The organism is Pseudarthrobacter sulfonivorans (assembly GCF_031454915.1).
GTDB classification, from domain to species: domain Bacteria; phylum Actinomycetota; class Actinomycetes; order Actinomycetales; family Micrococcaceae; genus Arthrobacter; species Arthrobacter sulfonivorans_C.
The window spans coordinates 815,595-836,521 of the sequence record NZ_JAVDRS010000002.1 but is presented as its reverse complement, the minus strand read 5'-3'; the positions used below and the strand labels follow the sequence as shown (position 1 = coordinate 836,521).

Below are 20,927 nucleotides of genomic sequence, written 5' to 3'. Positions count from 1 at the left end.
TTATTCCCCTGTGTGATGTCGTCTATTGTGGCTGTCGCACAGGGTGGACGCGACGCCGGCGGTGCTGGCGAGAGAGTCGGAGGCATCCAATCCCCGCGAGCCAGCTGCGTATCCGACCAGGAAGGCTGTGACCGGCGCAGCGGCGTGGGTAATTGCGTCCGCTGACTTCCGGGCCAGATCGAGCAGTATTTCATGGTCGATGGGCAAGTCAGGGATCTGGAGCGCTTGAGCCAGATCCTGGCTCCATTTATTCAATATTTGTAATTCTTCGTCGCTGGTCGGCATATGGTTCCTTACCTCGGGATAATCACCGTGGCCAAACGGTTAGTCGGGCGAACAGGGACTCCATCCGGAATACCCAAAAGACGCACAGGTTGTCGCAACTACGGCCATGGCACGAAGGGTTCCTATTCAGGGCGCGGGACGCCGCCGCAGTCAGCGGGAACCGAGGTCACTGTCAACATAGGAGCCGGGGCGGTTTCCGTTGTCGTGTCGGCAATTGCAGCCGCCATCCAGCTGCAGTCGAACAGTCACTGGACTTGAGGAGTCCAACTGGATATTCACGAACTCCTTCCCTTCGCTGCTAACCCGGAGAATCTGTTCTTGGTCGTGGTGCTGGGACATGTAGATAACCTTTGCTATGCGTTGGAGGTGGGTGTGACTAGGCGGCACGGGCCGAAACAAGCCGCGTGCCGCCTAGCTGGGTTGCTACTTCAGGTGCGCAGCTATTTACTGTCCGGGTCCGCACGCCGGGGCTCGACGGTTGGGATGCTCCCCGTGGGAGTCCCTCCCAGACAGTCCGAGTCGGGGCACTTTTCGGCGCAGTCGTGCTTTGTTACGAGGTCGAACTGCACTCCGCCGTGTTGTTCCACGCCAGTGCGTATGGCCCGCTCCACTACGGACGTGGCCAAGCGACGCCGCAAGGAGAGGGGATCGCGACGCAGGTCCTTGGTGAGGGCAAAGCAGAGCAACATCATGACGATGACGAACGGTAGCGCTGCCACGATGGTGATTCGTTGCAGGCCAGCCAAGGCTTCCGATGGTTCATTGCCGCCGGCCAGCAACATGACCGCCGCCACGGCGCCGGTGAGGGAGCCCCAGAAGATGACCACTCCGCGGCGGGGGTGCTCGGCGCCATTGGAACTGAGCGATCCCATCACGATGGAGGCCGCGTCGGCGCCAGTGATAAAGAAGATAGCGACCAAAACCATGGCCAGGACGATAACGGCAGCGGTAGCCCAGCCAGGCATGCCCAGGTTCTTGATGAGGTCGAAGAGTGCTCCGTCGAAGTTGACGGACGGCGTCCCGTTGACCATGGTGACCAGGCCGGGGGTATTGGCCTTGTCGGCTGCCTGCTGGATTTGGAAGGCGGCGCCGCCGAATACGGCAAACCAGATCACGCTGACGACGCTGGGCACCAGCAGCACACCGGTGACGAACTGGCGGATGGTGCGTCCACGGCTGATGCGGGCGATGAAAAGTCCTACGAACGGCGTCCAGGAGATCCACCATGCCCAGTAGAAGATAGTCCAGCTGGTCATCCAGCTACGCAGTGACTCATCGCCGACCGCTTCAGTCCGGGACGACATCTCGGCCAGGTCGCGGGCGTAGTCGCCGACCGCGGAGGGGATCAAGTTAAGGATGAACAGGGTGGGGCCGGCGATGAAGACGATCAGTGCAAGGACGACGGCCAGGACCATGTTGATGTTGGACAGCCACTGGATGCCGCGGCTGATGCCGGAGACGGCCGAAGCGACGAAGCATAAGGTCAAGATGGCGACGATCACCACGAGCACGGGGGTGCCGATTTCGCCGAACCAGCCGTTGGAGGTCATCCCGCTGCCAATCTGCAGGGCGCCCAGGCCCAACGATGCAGCGGTACCAAACAGGGTGGCGAAAATGGCAAGGATGTTGATGAACTTCCCGATTGGCCCTTCGACCCTCCTGACGCCGAAGAGCGACGTGAAGGCGACAGAGATCAGTTGCCTGCGACCCAGGCGGTAGGTCCCGTAGGCCATTGCGATGCCGACAACTGCATACATGGCCCAGGGGTGCAGGGTCCAGTGGAAGATCGAGGTGGCCATGGCAGTCTGGATGGCTTCGGGGGTCCGTCCGTCCACCGTGCCGGGCGGGGGAGAGATGTAGTGGTAGAGCGGTTCGGCCACGCCATAGAACATCAGCCCGATGCCCATGCCGGCGGCGAACATCATCGCGACCCAGGAGACAGTACGGAATTCGGGCTTTTCGCCGTCCTTGCCCAGCGGGATGTTGCCGAACTTGCCCAGGGCCAGCCACAGGACGAAGATCACAAAGAGCGAGGCCATGAGCATGAAGAGCCATCCGGTGTACTCCATGACCCAGTTCAGGGCACCCGTGGAAGTGTCGGACAGACTGTCGCGTCCCACGAAGCCCCAGATAACAAAGGCAATGGCGATGACGCCTGTGATCCCGAACGTGACTTTGTCGAGAATGAGCTTATGGTTCCGGCGATCCGCAACCGCTTGCTCGGTCTTGGCATGACGCAGCTCTTCGAGGATCTGCTCGTACTCTTCGACATCTGGCAAGATGGCTGTGCCTCCGTCTTCCGGATCCAGGACAGCGGGGTTGGTGTCTACATCCTCGGTGACAGTGGAGACTGCTTTACTCTTCTCCCCAGTTCCAGATTCTTCGTTACGCGGAGCCTGTGCCCCCCCGTTGTCAGCAGGCAGCTCCTCGGGTGTATGGGATTTTAGGTCACTATTAAAGGTCATGAGCGGGTCCTTTGCTCGGTGAGGCATGGGGCTGCGGTTAGACACGGCCCTCGGGAGTCAGACCGGGCGGAAGGTTGGGGGCCTCGTCCGATTCGATGATCATGATGTTGCCGTCGACAATTTTGCACAACGTGGGTGCGTACCGGCAGTTTGGCCGGGGTGCATCGAAGGCTCCGGTGCGGAGGTTGACGTTGGATGCGTGAAGTTAGCCACTCGACCCAGCAGTCCTCTGCGTAGCCGTCAGCCAATGAGGAATCGTGGTGTGTGCACGTGTCGTCGATGGCGAAGACCTCGCCGGCTTAAGTGCGGAAGACGGCGTTTGGCGGAGCAGTATCGAGCCGTGGCGTCTCCCCGGGAGCAAATCCGATGAGCGGGCAGGCCTTGTGCATGGGGCACCTCTTTATGTTCAGGGATTAAGTACGCGCCAAGTGGGTGTAGGACGGAATCGTTCCGCATGACTCAACGCTAATCGCACTAAGCAACAGATTGCCCCTGATAAAAACGGATGTCAAGAGTTTTCGCTGATTTGAAGTGAACCTTGACACACAACGTGGGATACGTCACGCTGTTGCATATCGCGACTACCGTTGCGTAAGAAGCACTTGAAGGTGAGGTATGGAGACGCTTGCTGTGGCTGGAACATCCCTCGCCGGTCTCCCGGCACTCGGGCTGCCCGTGCCCAGGGTTTCGTCGGACGGCTGATCCTCATCAACGGACTTCCTCCCGGCTCAATTACGACTGAGGACCCTTTTTGGAAACAGAGGATGACGGCCTTTAGGCAGAGTGGATTCCGGACGTCGGTGCTGTCGGTTTGGGCGCGGAGACCGGACGATCCATCTGGCAGATGGACAATCAGTCACGGCTGACCGGATCGTCATTGCCACGGGCGCCCGTTGCCGGCAGATCCCCCCTTGAACGGCCCGGCAATGTCCTTAAACCTGCGGGACCAACTCGGCCGCACAACGGCTGGCATTAAAACGGGTGCCTAAGGCCGCATAATCAACATCGGTGCTGGACCGGCGCCCAGGAGCGCGGTGCCCTCGCTATCCGGGCACTGCTCGACCACGGCGCACCTCAGCAGCCGCCGAAACCTATTTCTGGCACTTGCTTCAGGAAGTTGTAGGGGACATCATTCCGACCAGTTAATCGGGCTTATCGGCGTCTGTAGCCCATTTTCGCGCTAATGGACAGTCCAGCCGCGCGGAGCCCTTCGATGAGTTCGGGATCCTCTTCCGGAGCGAACCGGAACGCGGGGCCGGAGATACTCACGGCGGCGATTACATTGCCAAGATGGTTACAAATGGGAACTGCGACCGCTGACAGGCCGATTTCGAACTCCTCGCGGACGACCGCATAGCCTTGCCGGGAAACTTCGAGCAGCTGCCTCTCCAGTTGCGCACGATTTGTCACGGTCCGCGGAGTGCGGGCTGGCAGGCCGACGGTCTTGAGGATGGTGTCCCTTTCGTCGGCCGGAAGGGCAGCAAGCAGAACCTTCCCGCTCGACGTGGCATGCAGGGGCGTCAGACTGCCGACCCAGTCGTAGGTTGCGAGCGTGGAGGGGCCCATGGCCTGGTCCACGTTGACGGCGTAATTCGATCGCAGGACAGCCAGGTTCACTGTTTCCTTGTAGCGCGCAGCGAGGCTCTCCAAAACGTCTCCGGCCTCTCGCACCACGCTCAATCGGCCTGGGATGGAAGATGCCAATCGCAGGATTCCAAAGCCCAGCTGGTACTTGCCGCGTTCGCTGTTCTGGCGGACCAGTTCACGACCCACCAAGGACCCCACCAGGCGGGATACTGTGGATTTGTGGACACCCATCTCCTCAGCGATCTCACTGACGCCGGCATCACCCTCACGGGCGAGGATATCCAGAATCTGGAGGGCACGGTCCACCGATTGGACGCCTCCGCCCTGTGCGTCTACGCCCCGATCCGGGTCGTTGCGTGCGGCCATGTCGCCTCGTGTCCTTGTCCATGCGGAGTACCCAGGCCTGGAAGTCCCAGCCGAACTAGCCACCTCGTCATGTTTCATCCTAGACCGGCTCAGGCGCTGGCTCGTTAACCGGCACCTCAGCCTTCACACGGTCGAGCAAGCTCAATCAGTGGACCCGTCTACTCCGCTAAAGCCCACGGTTACGGATGGATTAGCCTCTCTCGGCCAGCGTAGACATTCAAGCTGTGCCCCCTGCTGAACCCAATCAACGTCACTCCGGTTTCGGCAGCGAGGTCCGCGGCCAGGCTTGAAGGTGCGCTCACGGCCGACAACACTGGGATGCCGGCCAGGGCCGCCTTCTGGACAAGCTCGAAGGAAGCCCTCCCCGATACCTGGAGTACGGTGCCGATCAAAGGCAACAGGTCTTGGCGCAGGGCCCAACCCACCACTTTGTCCACAGCATTGTGGCGGCCGACGTCTTCCCGAAGACAAAGCAACTCCGGGTTTGCGCCATCCATCTTGAATAGGCCAGCCGCATGGACGCCGCCGGTCTTGTCGAATAAGGCTTGGGCCTCGCGAAGCCGCTCCGGCAGTTTTGCGATGAGATCCACAGGGACCCGCAGTGCGTCCTGGGAAGGATCAAAATGGAGGGTCTTGCGGACGGCGTCGATTGAGTCGGTCCCGCAGATGCCGCATGAGCTTGAGGTGTAGACATGCCGCATGGTGTCGGGCATGGCCACATCCGGCCTCAGTTGGGCCTCAATCACGTTAAACGTCTGTTCTCCACCGGCATCGCCGGCGCAGAAGCGCAGGGAGACCAGCTCGGATTGTGAACGGATGATGCCTTCAGAGACCAGGAACCCGGCCACTAGGTCAAAATCGTCCCCAGGTGTCCTCATGGTGACCGCGAAGGAGCGGCCGCCGACACGGATTTCCAGGGGCTCCTCAGCGGCCAGTACGTCTTCTTTGAACCGCACCGGGTATTCGGTTCCGGAACCGTCCAGATGGAAGCGATGGATCTTCCGGCGCTGTGTCATGCGTGCCATGGTGTGCCTCGTGCTCGGGTGTTTGCGGCAACGGTGGTCTCTTTTGAGGTCGTCCAGGGGAGGTGGAGCACAGGAACCGGCTCGCCGGCCTGGGCGCCTCCAGGGGGGACGGCAATGATGCCGTCAGCCCAGGCGAGGCCGCGCATCATGCCGGGGCCTGTATGCGAGATGGGGAACGCCAGACCATGGATTATTCTGCAGGGAATGAGGCGCGTACGGTCCCGGTCCGGGTCAATGTCCGCACCCGAAATCGCCTGTCCAACGGCTCTCAGGGACCTGTTTCCGAGGGCAGCCAGTAACGGTTCTGCCAGCGTGGTCAGAGCCATCATGGCAGCCAGGGGATTTCCAGGAAGTCCGACGACGAACCGACCGTCCGGGAGTTCGGCCAGAACAGCAGGATGGCCTGGGCGCATGGCGATGCCGTCCAGCAGCACTCGCCCACCGAGCGCGGCCACGGCGCGACGGAGGTGGTCGGTGCCGGACGGGCCGGTTCCGCCTGTCGTAATAATGACGTCCGGTTGCTCCCCGGGGGGTGCCTCGGAACTTCCCAGGGCCGATAGCCACTCGTCGTAAGAATCCCCGATTCGGTGGGGATTTTCAGGGATGCCCCCCAGCAGTGAAATGACGGTGCCCAGTTGGGGACCGAACGTGTCTCGAACCTGCCCGGGGGCAGGAATGCCGGCCGACACCACTTCCGCGCCGGTCAGTACGATGGCGACTAACGGCTTGGCATCGACCTGGAGTTCGTCGTGGCCAGCCACGGCGGCGAGGGCAATGTGAGCGGGGTTTAGAACGGTGCCGGCCGGGATCAGTACTTCGCCCGCCGCCGCTTCTTCACCGGCATGGCGTATGTGCTGACCCAGTTGTGGTTCCCCGGCCTGTGCGCGGTCATTGAGGGCCAGCAGGAGCTTGCCATCCGCGTCCTGTGTGATCTGGCCGCTTTCCTTGCGGAGTATCGAGGTTGCGCCTGTAGGTACCAGTCCGCCGGTGGCAATCGTGCTGGCATGGTCCGGTGACAAGGTACGTCGCTCTTCGGAAAGGGTCCAAGGTCCGCTGCCATTGACGGCCCAGCCGTCCATTGCGGAGGAAGAGTAATGGGGGAGGTTCTGTTGTGCTGCGACGTCGCGGGCCAGTGTGCGGCCTGATGCCAATGCCAGGGGGACACTTACGGGCGGGAGCGGGACAGGGAAGTCGAAGGCAAGCTGGCGGGCTTCGGACCATGCGGTTCCCCGTTGCCCGGCACCGTGCCACGTAGGACACAACGTCGTACCGCTACTGCCGGTGGCAATTCCACGAGCGAGCATCGTGGGCCCCCCTTTCTGACTGTCTTGAGGTGATTGCAGGACTGGATGTGTGTCCAGAGATTTCTTAGCGCCCGTGTATCAGGCTGAGCGCCTCAGCCCGGGCCGCCGGCAGACGGAGCTCCCCGCGGACGGCGGACGTGATGGTCTTGGCCCCGGGCTTGCGGACACCGCGCATCGACATGCAGAGGTGCTCGCACTCAACTACCACAATGGCCCCCAGGGGCCGCAGCGAACTGACCAGCGCATCTACGACCTGGGTTGTCAGCCGTTCCTGGACCTGGGGCCTGCGTGCAAAGACATCGACGAGCCGGGCCAGCTTGCTCAGTCCCGTGACGAGACCCTCACCCGATGGGATGTAGCCAACGTGGGCTACGCCGTGGAACGGCACCAGGTGGTGCTCGCAGGTGGAGTAGAAGGGGATGTCCTTTACGATGACCATTTCCCCGTGCCCAAGGTCAAAGGTCTTATCCAGCACGGCCAGGGGGTCCTCATGAAGCCCGCCAAATATCTCCGCTGCCGCCCGGGCTACCCGGGCGGGCGTATCCGCGAGCCCTGGCCTGTCCGGGTCCTCTCCGATCGCAAGCAGATATTCGCGGACGGCCTGCTCAACCCGCGGCCCGTCCACACCTTTGGACGCGGTTGCCGTCGTCATGTCGGCGCTCACGCTTCGGCCCGTTCCAGCCGCACGATGACGGACTTGGATGTCGGTGTACCGCTGGTGTCAGCTACCGAATCGAGCGGCACGAGCACGTTGGTCTCCGGGTAGTACGCTGCCGCACAGCCTTTCGGTGTCGAGTACGAAACGATCCGGAAATTGTCGGCCCGCCGCTCTGTCCCGCGGAACTCGGAAATCAAATGAACCATGTCACCGTCCCTAAAGCCCAGCTCAGCGATGTCAGCCTCGTTGACAAGAACCACCCGACGCCCGCCGTGGATACCGCGGTATCGGTCGTCCTTGCCATAGATGGTGGTGTTGTACTGGTCATGTGAGCGCAGGGTCTGAAGGACCAGCCGCCCCTCGGGTACCTTGATGAATTCCAGCTCATTGCCGGTAAAGTGGGCCTTTCCAGACGCGGTCCCGAACTGTCTGGTGTCCCGCGGAGGGTGGGGGAGGACAAAGCCGCCAGGATGCTGGATCCGCTCCTCGAAACTTTCGAAGCCGTCGATGACCGCCTCGATGTGTTTCCGGACCAGGGAGTAGTCGTCTCTCATCGAGAGCCAGGCAGCTTTAGGCGAGTTAGGCAGTGGGAGGTTGTCACTGTCGGTGAAGAGCTTATGGGCGAGGTTGCACACTATGGCCACTTCTGAGTGGAGGTGCTCGCTGGCCGGCTTAATGCGTCCGCGGGACGCATGGACGGCGCTCATGGAGTCTTCCACCGTCACCCTCTGGTCCCCGGTGCGCTGTGCGTCCTTTTCAGTCCGACCCAGCGTCGGGAGGATCAGCGCGCGCCGGCCTGTGGACACGTGGGAATGGTTCAGCTTCGTGGAGATCTGTACCGTCAGGTCTGTGTTGGCCAATGCCCGCTCCGTGACCTCGGAATCCGGGGCCGCCCGGACGAAGTTTCCACCCATTCCAATGAAGACGCGGACTTTGCCATCCCGCATGGCACGAATCGCCGCAACGGTGTCGTAGCCGTGCTTGCGAGGGGAAATGAACTTGAACTCCTGGTCCAGCCTGTCGTGGAACGCCTCTGGCATCTTTTCGAAGATGCCCATGGTGCGGTCGCCCTGGACGTTCGAGTGGCCGCGGACGGGGCATACTCCTGCTCCGGGCTTACCGATGTTGCCTTGGAGAAGCAGCACGTTGACGACGTCCCGGAGTGTGGGAACTGAGTGTTTGTGCTGGGTTAGGCCCATGGCCCAGCAGACGATGGTGGCATTGGAGGCAAGCAGGCGTTCGCCCGTGGCCTTGATCTGCTCCAAGCTCAGGCCCGTGGCTTCTACTATTTCACTCCACTCGACCTTTTCGAGGTGCCGCAGGTATTCGTCGATGCCCACGGTGTGGTTATTGATAAATTCGTGGTCCAGGACCGTAGCCAGTCCCGGGGTCTTCCTCCCCTGCACCTCCGCCTCGAGGAGGTATTTGCCAAGCCCCTGGAAGAGGGCCTGATCCCCGCCGGCCCGGATCTGCAGGAAGTCGTCGGTCAGTTGCGTGCCCACGAGCGTGCCGGAGATCGTCTGCGGATTCTCGAACCGGAGGAGCCCGGCCTCGGGAAGCGGGTTGACGGAGATGATGACGGCGCCGTTCTTCTTCGCTTTTTCCAGGGCGCTGAGCATGCGCGGGTGGTTAGTACCTGGATTCTGCCCGGCAACGAAGATCAGCGAGGCTGTCTCCAGGTCGACGAGGCTGACCGAGCCCTTGCCGATGCCGATGGTTTCAACGAGGGCTGAACCCGTGGACTCGTGGCACATGTTGGAGCAATCGGGGAGATTATTGGTGCCCAGTCCCCGCACGAGGAGCTGGTAGAGGAAAGCGGCTTCATTCGAGGTCCGCCCGGAAGTGTAAAAAACTGCCTGGTCGGGATGGTCCATTTCTTTCATCTCCTGGGCGATCAGCTCATAGGCTGCGTCCCATTCAATGGGTGTGTAGTGTGTGGCTCCCTCGGCCAAAAGCATCGGCTGGGTCAGCCGGCCCTGCTGACCCAGCCAGTAGTCGTCCCGCGTTTTCAGGTCCTCGATGGAATGTTTGGCGAAGAACTCGGGGGTGACGCGGCGGCGGGTGCCCTCCTCGGCCACTGCCTTCGCGCCATTTTCGCAGAACTCGGCTGCGTTGCGCTTTTCGTGCTCGGGCCAAGCGCAGCCCATGCAGTCGAACCCGTCGACCTGGTTGACTGCCAGCAGCGTTTGGACGCTGCGCAGCGGACCCATCTGCTCGAGGGAGATCTTCAGCGAGTTCACCACCGCGGGGATTCCAACGGCCTTGGTCTTGGGTTTGGTGACGGTCAGCTTTGACTCGTCGATGTTATGTAGGGGGGCTTTTGAAGCCATGTGATCTTCCCTTCAGATCTGGGCAGGAAACGGCGGGTTGGGTTTGCTTGGTGGCTTGATGGTGGCCTCATGCAGCTGGGGCAGGCTGTCCAGGAGGCCGGCAAGCGGCCTAGGTCGTTGAAGGTGTAGACGTGGAAACCGGCAAAGAGCGATCACCCTGCCATGCCTGAACTGCGGGCCAGCGTGAGCGAATGGCCGACACCGAGGCGTGCTCCCAAATACAAGCTTTTTGACTGAACGGACCGTGCAACAGCTTCATTGCTCGTTGCTCTCCATTCGTGGCTTATGCGTTGCGGTTCCGGTGCCTTGCGGAGCCCTCATTCATTGCGGAAGGCACTGGCGCTCTTGACATTCTTATGTTTACGTATTGATATATCAGTTAGAGGAATACTATGTACTGGGACCCGGGGCGTCAAGGCTCGGGCGCACATCGGAGGAGACTTGAAAATGGCAAACGCTGGCGGATTACCGGCCGAGGCGGGTGTTTCGTTGGTACCGCAGAGGCAGGACGACGAATCCTTTGCCGACTTCGCCTACAGGATCTTGTGCGATGAATTAATCGTTCTGGACATCAAGCCGGGTGAGCCCCTCAACGATGAAGTAATCTCCAGGCGTCTCGGTGTCGGCCGGACGCCAATCCGCGAAGCGATGAAACGGCTTGAGAGCGACCATTTGGTGGTGGCCTATCCGCGGCGTGGAACGTTCGCCGCGGGCGTGGACATTAAAGATCTGGCTGAAATCTCCGAGATCCGCCACCTTCTGGAGCCTGCGGCAGCTGCGCGGGCTGCGCGGATTGCGTCGCCGCAGCTTCGGCAGGAACTTAGGGACTTTGCACGGGAAGTAGGGCAGCTGCTGCCAGGGATGCAGTCGCAGCAGGACCTCATGCGCCTGGACATGCGGGTACACCGGACGATCTATCGCGCCACAGGAAGCCGGCACCTTCAAGATGTCCTGATTCGTTACGACAATCTGGCAACACGGATCTGGAGCCTGGTGCTGGAAAAGCTCCCGCCGGTGTCCCAGCATATTGCCCAACATATTGAGCTTCTCGAATGCATCGCGGCTGGGGACTCCGAAGCTGCTGCGCGGTTGACCACACAGCACGTCACCGACTTTGAGAAGCTCATCAGGGCTGTTCTGTAGACCGGCCCCGGACCCACCCGGAATAGGCTCACGTGGGGAAAGTAGCCCCAAAAACTCCAAGGATGGCGGTGGCCTTGGTGTGGACCTCTGCCAGCTCATCGTCGGGGTCGGAGTCGGCTGTGATGGCCCCGCCGATCCCCCCGGACAGCCGCTGCCCGCCCGCGGGTGAATTCTGGAAGGCGGCGCTGCGAATGGTGACTGACAGGTCCGCGGCGCCGTTGGGGGAAAAGTAGCCGACCACACCTGAATAGGCCCCGCGGTCCGGATTCCAATTCGTCCAGGATGTCCATCCCGTCGTCGCGTTCCCTTAATAGGTTCGGCGCGGACGCGACCGTCTGCGGTGATACTAAGAAACCGCTCCGGCGAAGAACTCGGGATGGTTACCGCACCGAGCTGGACGAGGCTTGCAAAGGGCGCCAGGTTGGCCCGGCGGAGCCGCCGGTAAAACTCCCACGGATCTACGCCCTCGTGGAGGTTGCTGAAGATCTGCGTCGTGAGACAGACCTCGTAGAAGTTCCCCTGCGTGATTTGGTCCTGGACTGCAGCGGATCAATGAGGCATCCGGCAGCGGTGATTCCAATGCACTCCCACCACGCCCACGCTTGAGCTCGTAGCCCAGGTAGCCCAGCCAGCCGAGGGCGAAATTCAGCCCGGGCGGAAGAGCCTGATCCGTTGCCTGACCGCTGCACCAATTCCTGTCCAGCCAGCTGAAGAAGGGGCCTGGAATTCGGGCGGATACCAGCCTTGATTCCACGGTGGTCACACACCTATCACATGCTGTGCCCTCATTCCGCGGCTGCCGGAATCGTCGGCCATGATGCTGTAGCGGTTGCGTCCCGCCACGGGATCCGTTGCCGCGTTCGAGCTGTCCAGCCAGACGCGGTGGCTGGACAGCCCGTAGAACTCGCGGAAGGCTGCTTCCGGATCCCGGATAGTCCGCAAGCGAAACACAGTGGAGGGCCGGGGAAGCGGACAGTTGCCGCAAACCTTGAACTGTGGCGAAAGCGGGAAGCTGCGCGAGGGCCTCGGCAGCTTGCAGCGGCGCCTCCGGGTGTGAGGGGTCCAAGACTCGCGGACACACAGGCCTGCCCTTCAGGCGCGTCCACGCCTTCGATGGATACCACAACGGGTTCCCGCGGGGTGTCAGTTGTGCCCGCGGTGGATCATCCGGCGGTTCCTGGGACCAAAGCACGCGACTGTTCCCGCGCGGCCTCGGTTGTGTGCAGAAGAAGCAGTGATGTGGTGACGGAGCCCACGCCGCCCGGGACCGGAGTCAGCGCCGCGGCGATGCCCCGCACGCTGGCCTCGTCGACATCCCCCACGAGGGATCCGTCAGGAAGGACGTTGGTGCCGACGTCAATCACCACGGCCTCTGACGAGACATGGCCGCCGTTCAGCAGACCGGTACGCCCGGCTGCCACGACCACGACGTCGGCGGCCTTGGTGTATTTCTCCAACGGACCTGACCGGGAGTGGCAGACGGTGACCGCGGCGTCGCGCTCCAGCAGCAGCAGGGACAGCGGCTTTCCCACTACGGCGGAACGGCCAATGACGACCACATTCCGGCCTGCCAGCGGGATGTCGAAGTGGTTCAGGATCTCGATTACGGCGCGAGCCGTGGCAGGTGCGAACGAGGGCTGGCCAACGGCCATGCGGCCAAGGCTCAAAGGGTTCGCGCCATCGACGTCCTTCTCCGGGGCAATATGCCCCACCAGCTCATCCGTTCCAACGCCTGGAGGCAGGGGCGTCTGGAGGATGATGCCATGAACGGATGGATCCTCGCTGAGGTCCTTCAGGACTGAGGCCAGGACCTGTGCGGTGGCATCGGGGCCAAGGTCCACGATCCGGCAACTGATGGCGGCGCTTTCTGCGGCCCGTTCGATGGACCGGACATACCAGTGGGTGGAGCCGTCATCGGTGGCCACAACCACTGCGAGCGTGGGGCGTAGCCCGTCGGCTTCGAGCTCCCGGGCCTCACGGTGCGCCCGCTGCTGAATGGTCTTTGCCAGCGCTTTTCCGGAGAGGAGTACGGCGCTCAACCGAGAATCCTTCCACGCACGCGTCCCACGAGGGAGTCTGCTGCCAGGATGACCTTTTCCTCGAGGCCGTCGGTTTGATCCGCCAACCGCGAACGGGCCGCGGCGTCTTTGATGGCCACCACGTTAATGTCGATGTTCACCCGGGCAGTGCTTGCGGCTGCGCGGGCAGCGTCAGCGGCAGCCGCGATGTCGCTGATCACATTGGCGTTCGCGACCTCGAAAAGTTCCGTGGCAAGATCCAGAATCACGCCGGCGAGCTTGATGAGCTGTGCGGGGGTTTGTGCGGCCAGGATGAGCGCATCCTGGATGGACACCGTCCGTGCGGCTTTGAGGTCTTCGGTCCCGGACGGAAGTTTGTACGAGTCGATGACGCCTTGGAACGCATGTTCGTCCGCGTCCGCCAGGCGCAGGGCCTCGACGACCAGTCCGTCGGCGGCGCTGATGATCCTTTGGACGAGTTCGGCGTGCTGCTCGTATTTCAAGCCGGTGGTGTATCTGCCCACCATGGCGACGAGCGCTGCCCCCTGGGCGGCGTGGAGCGCGGCGGCCGCGCCGCCGCCTGGAGTGGGTTCCCGCGAGGCAAGCCTGGCGAGGTATTCGTTGATTGTTTCTGAGCTGATCATGTGTCTTCCTGGGCTAAGGCTTGAGCCGACTGGCAGGGTTGAGACGTGATGAAAGAGCAGCGGCCCGGACTCTGGTTGCGAGGTGAAGAGTCCGGGCCACGTGCCCTTGAACGGTCTGACGGGTGGTTAGCCGCGGAGCCTGGTCATCGTCGGGTCGTACAGCGGATCTGCGGTGACGGTGGCCTGGATGCGCCGTCCGAAGTACTCGATCTCGACCGAGTCACCAATGGACACGGCGGCCGGGAGGTACGCGTAGGCGATCGGTTTGGCGACCGTGTAACCGTAGGCGGCACTGGTGACGTAGCCGACTGCCTGGTCCTTGTAGAAGACCGGTTCCTTGCCCAGGACAATGCTCCGCCCGTCGTCGACCGTCAGGCAGCGCAGGCGGCGGGCGGAGTTTTCCTCGGTCCGGCCTTCCAGTGCTGCCTTGCCGACGAAGTTTTCCTTGGTCATCTTCACGGCGAAACCGAGCCCCGCTTCCAGGGGGTCGTGCTCGGTGGTCATGTCGGTGCCCCACGAACGGTAGCCCTTTTCCAGGCGCAGCGAGCTGAACGCGGCGCGGCCGGCAGCGATCACGCCGAACGGCTGCCCTGCCTTCCACAGTGCGTCCCACAGGCGCTGGCCGTTGTCGGCGCTGGTGTACAGTTCCCAGCCCAGCTCGCCGACGTAGGACAGCCGCATTGCTGTGACGGTGACGCCGCCGATGACAACCTTCTTTGCCCGGAAGTAGCGCAGACCGTCGTTGGAGAAGTCGTCGCTGCTGACCGTGCTGATCAGGTCCCGGGCGAGGGGTCCCCACAAGCCGATGCAGCATGTCCCGCCGGTAGTGTCGCGCACCTGGACCCAGTCGCTGGCGGTTCCGTTTTCCGTCTGGTGGCGTGCAGCCCGCTCAAAGTAGGCCGTGTCGATGTTTCCATTGGCTCCGAGCTGGAAGGTGTCTTCGCTCAGGCGGGCCACGGTGATATCGCTTCGGATCCCGCCCTCGTGGTCCAGCACGAGGGTGTAGGTAACGGCGCCCGGCTTCTTGGTCATGTCCGCGGTAGTCAGCTCCTGCAGCAGCTTCATGGCTCCGGGGCCGGAGACCTCAAGGCGCTTGAGCGGCGTCATGTCGTACATAGCCACCGCGGTGCGGGTCTTCCAGGCTTCGGCGGCGGCGATGGGCGAGCTGAACATCCCGGACCAGGCGTCACGTGCCGGCGGCTGCCATTCATCAGGCATCTCCTTGAGCAGTTCGGCGTTGGCTTCGAACCAGTAGGGACGCTCCCATCCGCCGCCCTCCAGGAAGAAGCCGCCGAGCTGCTTGTGGCGTGCGTGGAACGGGCTGACGCGCAGGTTGCGGGGGGAAAGCTTGGGCTGGAGCGGGTGCAGGACGTCGTAGATTTCCACGAAGTTCTGCTGGGACGTTTCGCTGACATATTCGGGGGTCAACTGGACCTCTTCGAAGCGGTGAATATCGCAATCACCCAGGTCGATCTCCGACTTCCCGGTGGTCAGCAATTCAGCAACAGCGCGGGCGATGCCGGCCGAGTGGGTGACCCACACGGCTTCGGCGACGAAGAAGCCGTCCAGCTCCTTGGACTCACCCACCAGGGATCCGCCGTCGGGGGTGAAGGAGAAGATGCCGTTGAAGCCGTCCTCGATTTCGCTTTCGCGCAGGGCCGGCAGTATCTGCTTGGTGGCTTCCCATGCCGGGAGGAAGTCCTCCAGGGTGAAGTCGAGGCGGGAGGGCATGTTGTGGTCGCTGATGGTCTCGGGTGCGAACGTGCCGAGCTCGTCAAGGTCCACGGGCATGGGGCGGTGCGCGTAGGAACCGATGCCGTAACGGTCACCGTGCTCGCGGTAGTAGAGGTCCTGGTCCTGGTGCCGCAGTATGGGCAGGGAAGCGTCGTTGGACAGTTCGTTCTTGCCCTTCTGTGCGGGCACTGGAGTGGTTTTGACGTACTGGTGGGCCAACGGGAGGAGCGGGACTGACATCCCAATCATCTCGCCGATCTTGGCGCCCCAGAAGCCGGCGCAGGAAACCACGATATCGGCCGGGATGGTGCCCTCGGAGGTCTCGACACCGGTGACGCGGCGCCCGGACTGCTCAATACCGGTGACAGTGGTGTTGCCGCGGTACTTGACGCCTGCGGCTTCGGTGCGCTTGATCAGCAGCTGGACTGCACGGGCAGCACGGGCCAGGCCGTCGCTGGGGACATGGAGACCGCCCAGGATGTCTTCCTCGTTCAGGAGCGGGTAGAGCTCCTTGCACTCGGCGCGGGTAAGGATCTTGCCGTCGATTCCCCACGACGCTGCGTATCCGAGCTTCCGTTTCAGATCGGCGAGGCGTGTCTCGGTGGTCGCGATCTCGAGGCCGCCGACCTGGTTGAAGCAGCTGACGCCGTCCTCGGTCAGGGACAAAAGCTTCTCAACCGTGTACTTGGCGAAGAGCGCCATGGACTTTGAGGCGTTGGTCTGGAAGACAAGTCCGGGTGCGTGGGATGTCGATCCTCCGGGCATGTTCAGCGGTCCCTGGTCCAGGACGGTGATGTTGTTCCAACCCCGGGTGACCAGTTCATCGGCCAGGTTTGTGCCGACGATTCCAGCTCCGATAATGACAATGCTTGGCGTCGATGCCATGTGGTTTCTCCTGCTGATTTACGTGTGTTGTCTTTGCTGGGCGGGTGGCGGTGCTTAGCGGAACACTACGGTGCTGGTTTGGTCCAGCAGCACCCGGTGTTCGCAGTGCCACCGCACGGCGCGGGAGAGTGCCAGTGCTTCGGCGTCCGCTCCGACTGTAGAAAGGGCGTTCGGTCCGTAGCTGTGGTCGACGCGGATGACTTCCTGTTCGATGATTGGCCCCTCATCCAGTTCGGCGGTCACATAGTGGGCCGTTGCGCCCACCAGCTTGACTCCACGGTCGTAGGCCTGGTGGTAAGGGCGTGCACCCTTGAATCCCGGGAGGAAGGAGTGGTGGATGTTAATAGCACGGCCTTCCAGGGAGCGGCAGAGGTCGTCGGACAGTACCTGCATGTACCGGGCGAGAACGACGAGGTCGATATTGTGCTCGTCCACCAGTTCCAGCAGGCGCCGCTCGGCGTCTGATTTTGTCTCCGGGGTTACCGGAAGGTAGATGAAGGGGAGGCCGGCGGCCTCGGCCATGGCCCGGTGGGTTTCATGGTTGGAAACGATAAGGGCAATGTCGCCGCCGAGGCTTCCGCCGCGCCAGCGGAAGAGCAGGTCGTTCAGGCAGTGGCCGAACTTGGACACCATGACCAGGATGCGCTGCTTGGTCTGGTCATAAAAGCTGAACTTCATCTCAAAGCGGTCCGCAATGGCGCTGAACTCCTCCTGGAGCCGCTCCGGCGTGTACTCGGGAGAACCCGAGAAGGCGGTGCGCAGGTGCAGCGTCTCGCGGAGCCCGTCGTCGAACTGCTGGTGCTCCTCGATGTTGAAGCCACGTTCGAAGAGGAAAGTGGTGACCGCCTGGACAATACCGGCACGTTCGACGCACGACAGTGTGAGTACGAACTTCTGGGCATTGTCCTTCACGCGGGGGCCGTCCTGAGTCAGCGTGCTGGTTGATGAGTCTGTTGCCACAAGGGTCATGTCTCCTCCTTTAGATATATTTCAAGTTTTAGAACTGATATATTAGAACTGGCAATTAGCGTATACTGGTCAGTGGTGGAGGTCAATAGCCTTCTTGGTTTGATTGAAAAGGGGTCCATGCGATGGCTTTTGAAGTTCTGGCAATTGCTGATGCGGCAAAGAGGTCGTTGGCCGACGTTGCCTACGAGCGCATCCGTGACCGGCTACTGATGCTTGATATCAAGCCTGGCGACCTCCTCAATGACGACGACCTCGCCAAGGACCTTGGCGTCGGGCGGACTCCGGTGCGTGAAGCTCTGAAGCGGCTGGAGCTTGATCGCCTGGTAGTTTCCTACCCGCGGAGGGGTACCTTCGCGACGCGGGTAGAGGTCACTGATCTAGCGTTCATTTCCGAAATCCGCACCCAGCTTGAGCCTCTTGCCGCCTCCCGGGCTGCGCGGGTGGCCACGGAGTCGATGAGGGAGCAATTGCGGGCTGTTATGCGTGCTGTCGAGTCTTTCGACACAGCTGCGGCCTCCGTCGTTGAAACTCTGCGTCTCGATGCCCGTGTGCACCAAGGCATATACGCGGCCGCCGCCAATCCCCACCTCGAAGATGTCCTGATTCGCTACGACAATCTCGCGATACGAATCTGGTGCATGGTCCTGGATCGCCTTCCCGACCTGTCCCGTCACGTGCACGAGCATGTGGACCTGCTCCGTGCGGTTATCGACGGAGATGAGGCCCAGGCCGCGGAGCTGGCGCGGATCCACGTCAGTGGCTTCGAGCGCGCTGTACGCGAAGCTCTTTTCGCCGCCTAGGCCAAACCCCGGACTTAAAACTGAAGCGCAGCCCCGAAGGGCTGCGCTTCAGCCGTTTCCGGCTCCTGCCCGCCGCGACCTTGGCTCCCCGGCGAAATCAGCTGAAAAACCATTGACACCCTCCGGCGTCGATAGCATACTTGAGCCCAGCAACTAATATATCAACCGGATATTAGGTTTAACATTAGGAGACATGATGGTCGACGTTCTGACCCGCTCGCTCGCAGAGACCGATCCTGCGATCCACGCCGCTGTGGAGCAGGAGCTCCTGCGCCAGCAAGGCACCCTCGAAATGATCGCCTCTGAAAACTTCGCCCCGACGGCCGTTATGGAGGCGCAGGGCTCGGTCCTGACCAACAAGTATGCCGAGGGCTACCCGGGCAAGCGCTACTACGGCGGCTGCGAGCACGTTGACGTGGTGGAGCAGTTGGCCATTGACCGGCTGAAGTCACTGTTCGGATCTGAATTCGCGAACGTCCAGCCGCACTCCGGCGCGCAGGCCAATGCATCGGCGATGTTCGCCCTCATCCAGCCCGGTGACACCATCCTTGGCCTGAACCTTGCCCACGGTGGCCACCTGACCCATGGCATGAAGATCAACTTCTCCGGGAAGCTGTACAAGGTGGTCCCATACGGCGTGCGCGAGGACACCATGACGATCGACATGGCCGAGGTGGAGCGCCTCGCCGTTGAAAACAAGCCGCGTCTGATCGTCGCTGGCTGGTCCGCCTACTCCCGTCAGCTGGACTTCGCGGAGTTCCGCCGCATTGCAGACCTGGTGGGCGCGTACCTGATGGTGGACATGGCGCACTTCGCCGGCCTGGTGGCAGCCGGGCTGCACCCGAACCCGGTGCCGCACGCCCACATTGTCACGAGCACCACGCATAAGACATTGGGTGGCCCCCGCGGTGGAGTGATCCTGACGAATGACGCCGACATCGCCAAGAAGGTTAATTCCGCGGTTTTCCCGGGCCAGCAAGGCGGACCCTTGGAGCACGTGATCGCGGCCAAGGCTGTTGCTTTCAAGCTCGCGGCGGAGCCGGAGTTCCGGGAGCGCCAGGAACGCACTCTGGAAGGCGCCAGCATCATCGCCGAACGCCTCCTGGCCGCAGATGTTGCCGAGTCCGGGGCGACTGTAGTCAGTGGCGGCACCGATGTGCACCTGGTCCTGGTGGACCTGCGAAACTCGGAGCTGGACGGGCAGCAGGGCGAAGACCGCCTGCACCGCATCGGCATTACCGTCAACCGCAATGCCGTGCCGTTTGACCCGCGGCCGCCGATGGTGTCATCCGGTCTGCGAATCGGCACGCCGGCACTGGCCACGCGTGGCTTCGGCAAAGTGGAGTTCACCGAAGTAGCCGACATTATTGCCGCAGCCCTCAAGCGCGAGTTCAGCGAGGAGACGGCAGCGGAACTCCGGCAGCGGGTTGAAAACCTGGCCGAAAAGTTCCCCCTCTACCCCAACCTCTCCATTGACACGAACGAGGTAGCATGATGGCCGATCTCCTTCCCGAGCACCCGGATTTCCTCTGGCACAACCCGGACCCCAAGAAAAGCTACGACGCCGTGATTGTGGGCGGCGGCGGGCACGGCCTGGCCACCGCGTACTTCCTGGCCAAGAACCACGGGATGACCAACATCGCCGTCCTGGAAAAGGGCTGGCTGGCCGGCGGCAACATGGCCCGGAACACCACCATCATCCGTTCCAACTACCTCTGGGACGAGAGTGCGGCCATCTACGAGCATGCGCTCAAGCTCTGGGAGATCCTGCCGGAGGAGCTCGAGTACGACTTCCTGTTCAGCCAGCGCGGCGTCATGAACCTCGCCCACACCCTGGGCGATGTCCGCGAGAGCATGCGTCGCGTGGGAGCGAACAAACTCAACGGTGTGGACGCCGAGTGGCTGGACCCGAAGCAGGTCAAGGAACTCTGCCCCATCCTGAACATCAATGACAACATCCGCTACCCCGTTATGGGCGCGACTTACCAGCCGCGTGCCGGCATCGCCAAGCACGACCATGTGGCCTGGGCTTTCGCCCGCAAGTGCGACGAGCTCGGCGTGGATATCATCCAGAACTGCGAAGTGACCGGCTTCGTCAAGGACGGCAACCGGGTCACCGGCGTCAAGACCAACCGTGGCACCATCAACACCGAAAAGGTGGGCCTCTGCGCCGCCGGCCACAGCTCCGTGCTGGCCGAAATGGCGGGCTTCGAGCTTCCCATCCAGTCCCACCCGCTCCAGGCATTGGTCTCAGAACTGCACGAACCGGTCCACCCCACGGTGGTCATGTCCAACCACGTGCACGTGTACGTTTCCCAGGCCCACAAGGGCGAACTGGTCATGGGCGCCGGCGTGGACTCCTACAACGGCTACGGCCAGCGCGGCTCCTTCCACGTGATCGAGCACCAGATGGCGGCCGCCGTCGAGCTGTTCCCCATCTTTGCCCGGGCGCACGTGCTCCGGACCTGGGGCGGCATCGTGGACACCACGCTGGACGCCTCGCCCATCGTGGGCAACACTCCGGTGGAGAACATGTTCGTGAACTGTGGTTGGGGCACTGGCGGTTTCAAGGGCACCCCGGCCGCGGGCCTGACGTTCGCCCATAACATCGCCACGGGCACGCCGCACGAACTGAACAAGCCGTTTGCGCTGGAACGCTTCGAAACCGGCGCCCTGATCGATGAACACGGCGCAGCCGCCGTGGCCCACTAGAA

General features: G+C 62.3%; 16 protein-coding genes and 2 pseudogenes. 4 read left to right on the top strand and 14 right to left on the bottom strand.

Translation table 11 applies throughout. The features are described 5' to 3' along the window. From J2808_RS07840 to J2808_RS07810, 7 genes are all read right to left on the bottom strand, one after another. Window positions 1–285, bottom strand: coding sequence for a DUF6457 domain-containing protein (locus J2808_RS07840; RefSeq protein ID WP_309814086.1), 285 nt, complete (start codon window positions 283–285; stop codon window positions 1–3). A 440-nt stretch (window positions 286–725) separates the two neighbouring features. Continuing rightward, window positions 726–2,750: a BCCT family transporter gene (locus tag J2808_RS07835; RefSeq protein ID WP_309814083.1), complete on the bottom strand. Its 2,025-nt coding sequence runs from the start codon at window positions 2,748–2,750 to the stop codon at window positions 726–728. A gap of 1,152 nt (window positions 2,751–3,902) precedes the next feature. Continuing rightward, window positions 3,903–4,703, bottom strand: a complete 801-nt coding sequence (locus J2808_RS07830; RefSeq protein WP_309814082.1) for an IclR family transcriptional regulator — start codon at window positions 4,701–4,703, stop codon at window positions 3,903–3,905. A gap of 179 nt (window positions 4,704–4,882) precedes the next feature. Continuing rightward, the gene (fdhD, locus tag J2808_RS07825; protein ID WP_309814079.1) at window positions 4,883–5,728 is read right to left on the bottom strand and encodes a formate dehydrogenase accessory sulfurtransferase FdhD; all 846 of its coding nucleotides are present in this window, start codon (window positions 5,726–5,728) and stop codon (window positions 4,883–4,885) included. Continuing rightward, window positions 5,716–7,032 carry a molybdopterin molybdotransferase MoeA gene (locus J2808_RS07820; RefSeq protein ID WP_309814077.1) on the bottom strand — a complete coding sequence of 439 codons (1,317 nt, stop codon included), beginning with the start codon at window positions 7,030–7,032 and terminating at the stop codon, window positions 5,716–5,718. The genes fdhD and J2808_RS07820 overlap by 13 nt, the downstream gene beginning before the upstream one ends. Window positions 7,033–7,096: 64 nt before the next feature. After that, complete coding sequence (gene folE, locus J2808_RS07815) at window positions 7,097–7,684, bottom strand: GTP cyclohydrolase I FolE (RefSeq protein WP_309814075.1); 588 nt, start codon at window positions 7,682–7,684, stop codon at window positions 7,097–7,099. Window positions 7,685–7,692: 8 nt separating this feature from the next. After that, entirely contained in the window at window positions 7,693–10,020 is a 2,328-nt protein-coding gene (locus tag J2808_RS07810) for an FdhF/YdeP family oxidoreductase (RefSeq protein WP_309814073.1), read from the bottom strand. 447 nt (window positions 10,021–10,467) lie between these two features. Here J2808_RS07810 and J2808_RS07805 point away from each other — a divergent pair, with 447 nt between their 5' ends. Beyond that, window positions 10,468–11,163 carry a GntR family transcriptional regulator gene (locus J2808_RS07805; RefSeq protein WP_309814070.1) on the top strand — a complete coding sequence of 232 codons (696 nt, stop codon included), beginning with the start codon at window positions 10,468–10,470 and terminating at the stop codon, window positions 11,161–11,163. A 28-nt stretch (window positions 11,164–11,191) separates the two neighbouring features. Here J2808_RS07805 and J2808_RS07800 read toward each other — a convergent pair. The 7 genes and pseudogenes from J2808_RS07800 to purU all read right to left on the bottom strand — a co-directional run. Beyond that, window positions 11,192–11,413 (bottom strand): annotated as a pseudogene (locus tag J2808_RS07800) (chorismate-binding protein); the annotation flags it as partial. 44 nt (window positions 11,414–11,457) lie between these two features. Next, window positions 11,458–11,694 (bottom strand): annotated as a pseudogene (locus J2808_RS22260) (chorismate-binding protein); the annotation flags it as partial. 228 nt (window positions 11,695–11,922) lie between these two features. Then, the gene (locus tag J2808_RS07795) at window positions 11,923–12,105 is read right to left on the bottom strand and encodes a hypothetical protein (protein ID WP_309814067.1); all 183 of its coding nucleotides are present in this window, start codon (window positions 12,103–12,105) and stop codon (window positions 11,923–11,925) included. A gap of 221 nt (window positions 12,106–12,326) precedes the next feature. Next, window positions 12,327–13,202: a bifunctional 5,10-methylenetetrahydrofolate dehydrogenase/5,10-methenyltetrahydrofolate cyclohydrolase gene (locus J2808_RS07790; RefSeq protein ID WP_309814064.1), complete on the bottom strand. Its 876-nt coding sequence runs from the start codon at window positions 13,200–13,202 to the stop codon at window positions 12,327–12,329. Further along, window positions 13,199–13,825, bottom strand: coding sequence for a cyclodeaminase/cyclohydrolase family protein (locus J2808_RS07785; protein ID WP_309814061.1), 627 nt, complete (start codon window positions 13,823–13,825; stop codon window positions 13,199–13,201). Before J2808_RS07785 ends, J2808_RS07790 begins: the two co-directional genes overlap by 4 nt. Before the next feature lie 126 nt (window positions 13,826–13,951). Next, window positions 13,952–16,444 (bottom strand): GcvT family protein, encoded by a 2,493-nt coding sequence (locus J2808_RS07780; protein ID WP_309814058.1) that lies wholly within the window; start codon window positions 16,442–16,444, stop codon window positions 13,952–13,954. Window positions 16,445–16,498: 54 nt separating this feature from the next. After that, a complete protein-coding gene (gene purU, locus J2808_RS07775; protein WP_309814056.1) occupies window positions 16,499–17,413 on the bottom strand; it encodes a formyltetrahydrofolate deformylase in 915 nt (304 codons plus the stop codon). Window positions 17,414–17,535: 122 nt separating this feature from the next. Here purU and J2808_RS07770 point away from each other — a divergent pair, with 122 nt between their 5' ends. The 3 genes from J2808_RS07770 to J2808_RS07760 all read left to right on the top strand — a co-directional run bounded on the left by J2808_RS07770 (window position 17,536) and on the right by J2808_RS07760 (window position 20,925). Next, window positions 17,536–18,213 carry a GntR family transcriptional regulator gene (locus tag J2808_RS07770; RefSeq protein WP_309814054.1) on the top strand — a complete coding sequence of 226 codons (678 nt, stop codon included), beginning with the start codon at window positions 17,536–17,538 and terminating at the stop codon, window positions 18,211–18,213. Between the two features lie 196 nt (window positions 18,214–18,409). Next, window positions 18,410–19,708: a serine hydroxymethyltransferase gene (gene glyA, locus J2808_RS07765; protein WP_193341067.1), complete on the top strand. Its 1,299-nt coding sequence runs from the start codon at window positions 18,410–18,412 to the stop codon at window positions 19,706–19,708. Beyond that, on the top strand, window positions 19,705–20,925 hold the full coding sequence (locus J2808_RS07760) for a sarcosine oxidase subunit beta family protein (protein ID WP_397428008.1): 1,221 nt from the start codon (window positions 19,705–19,707) through the stop codon (window positions 20,923–20,925). Before glyA ends, J2808_RS07760 begins: the two co-directional genes overlap by 4 nt. Window positions 20,926–20,927: the final 2 nt, after the last annotated feature.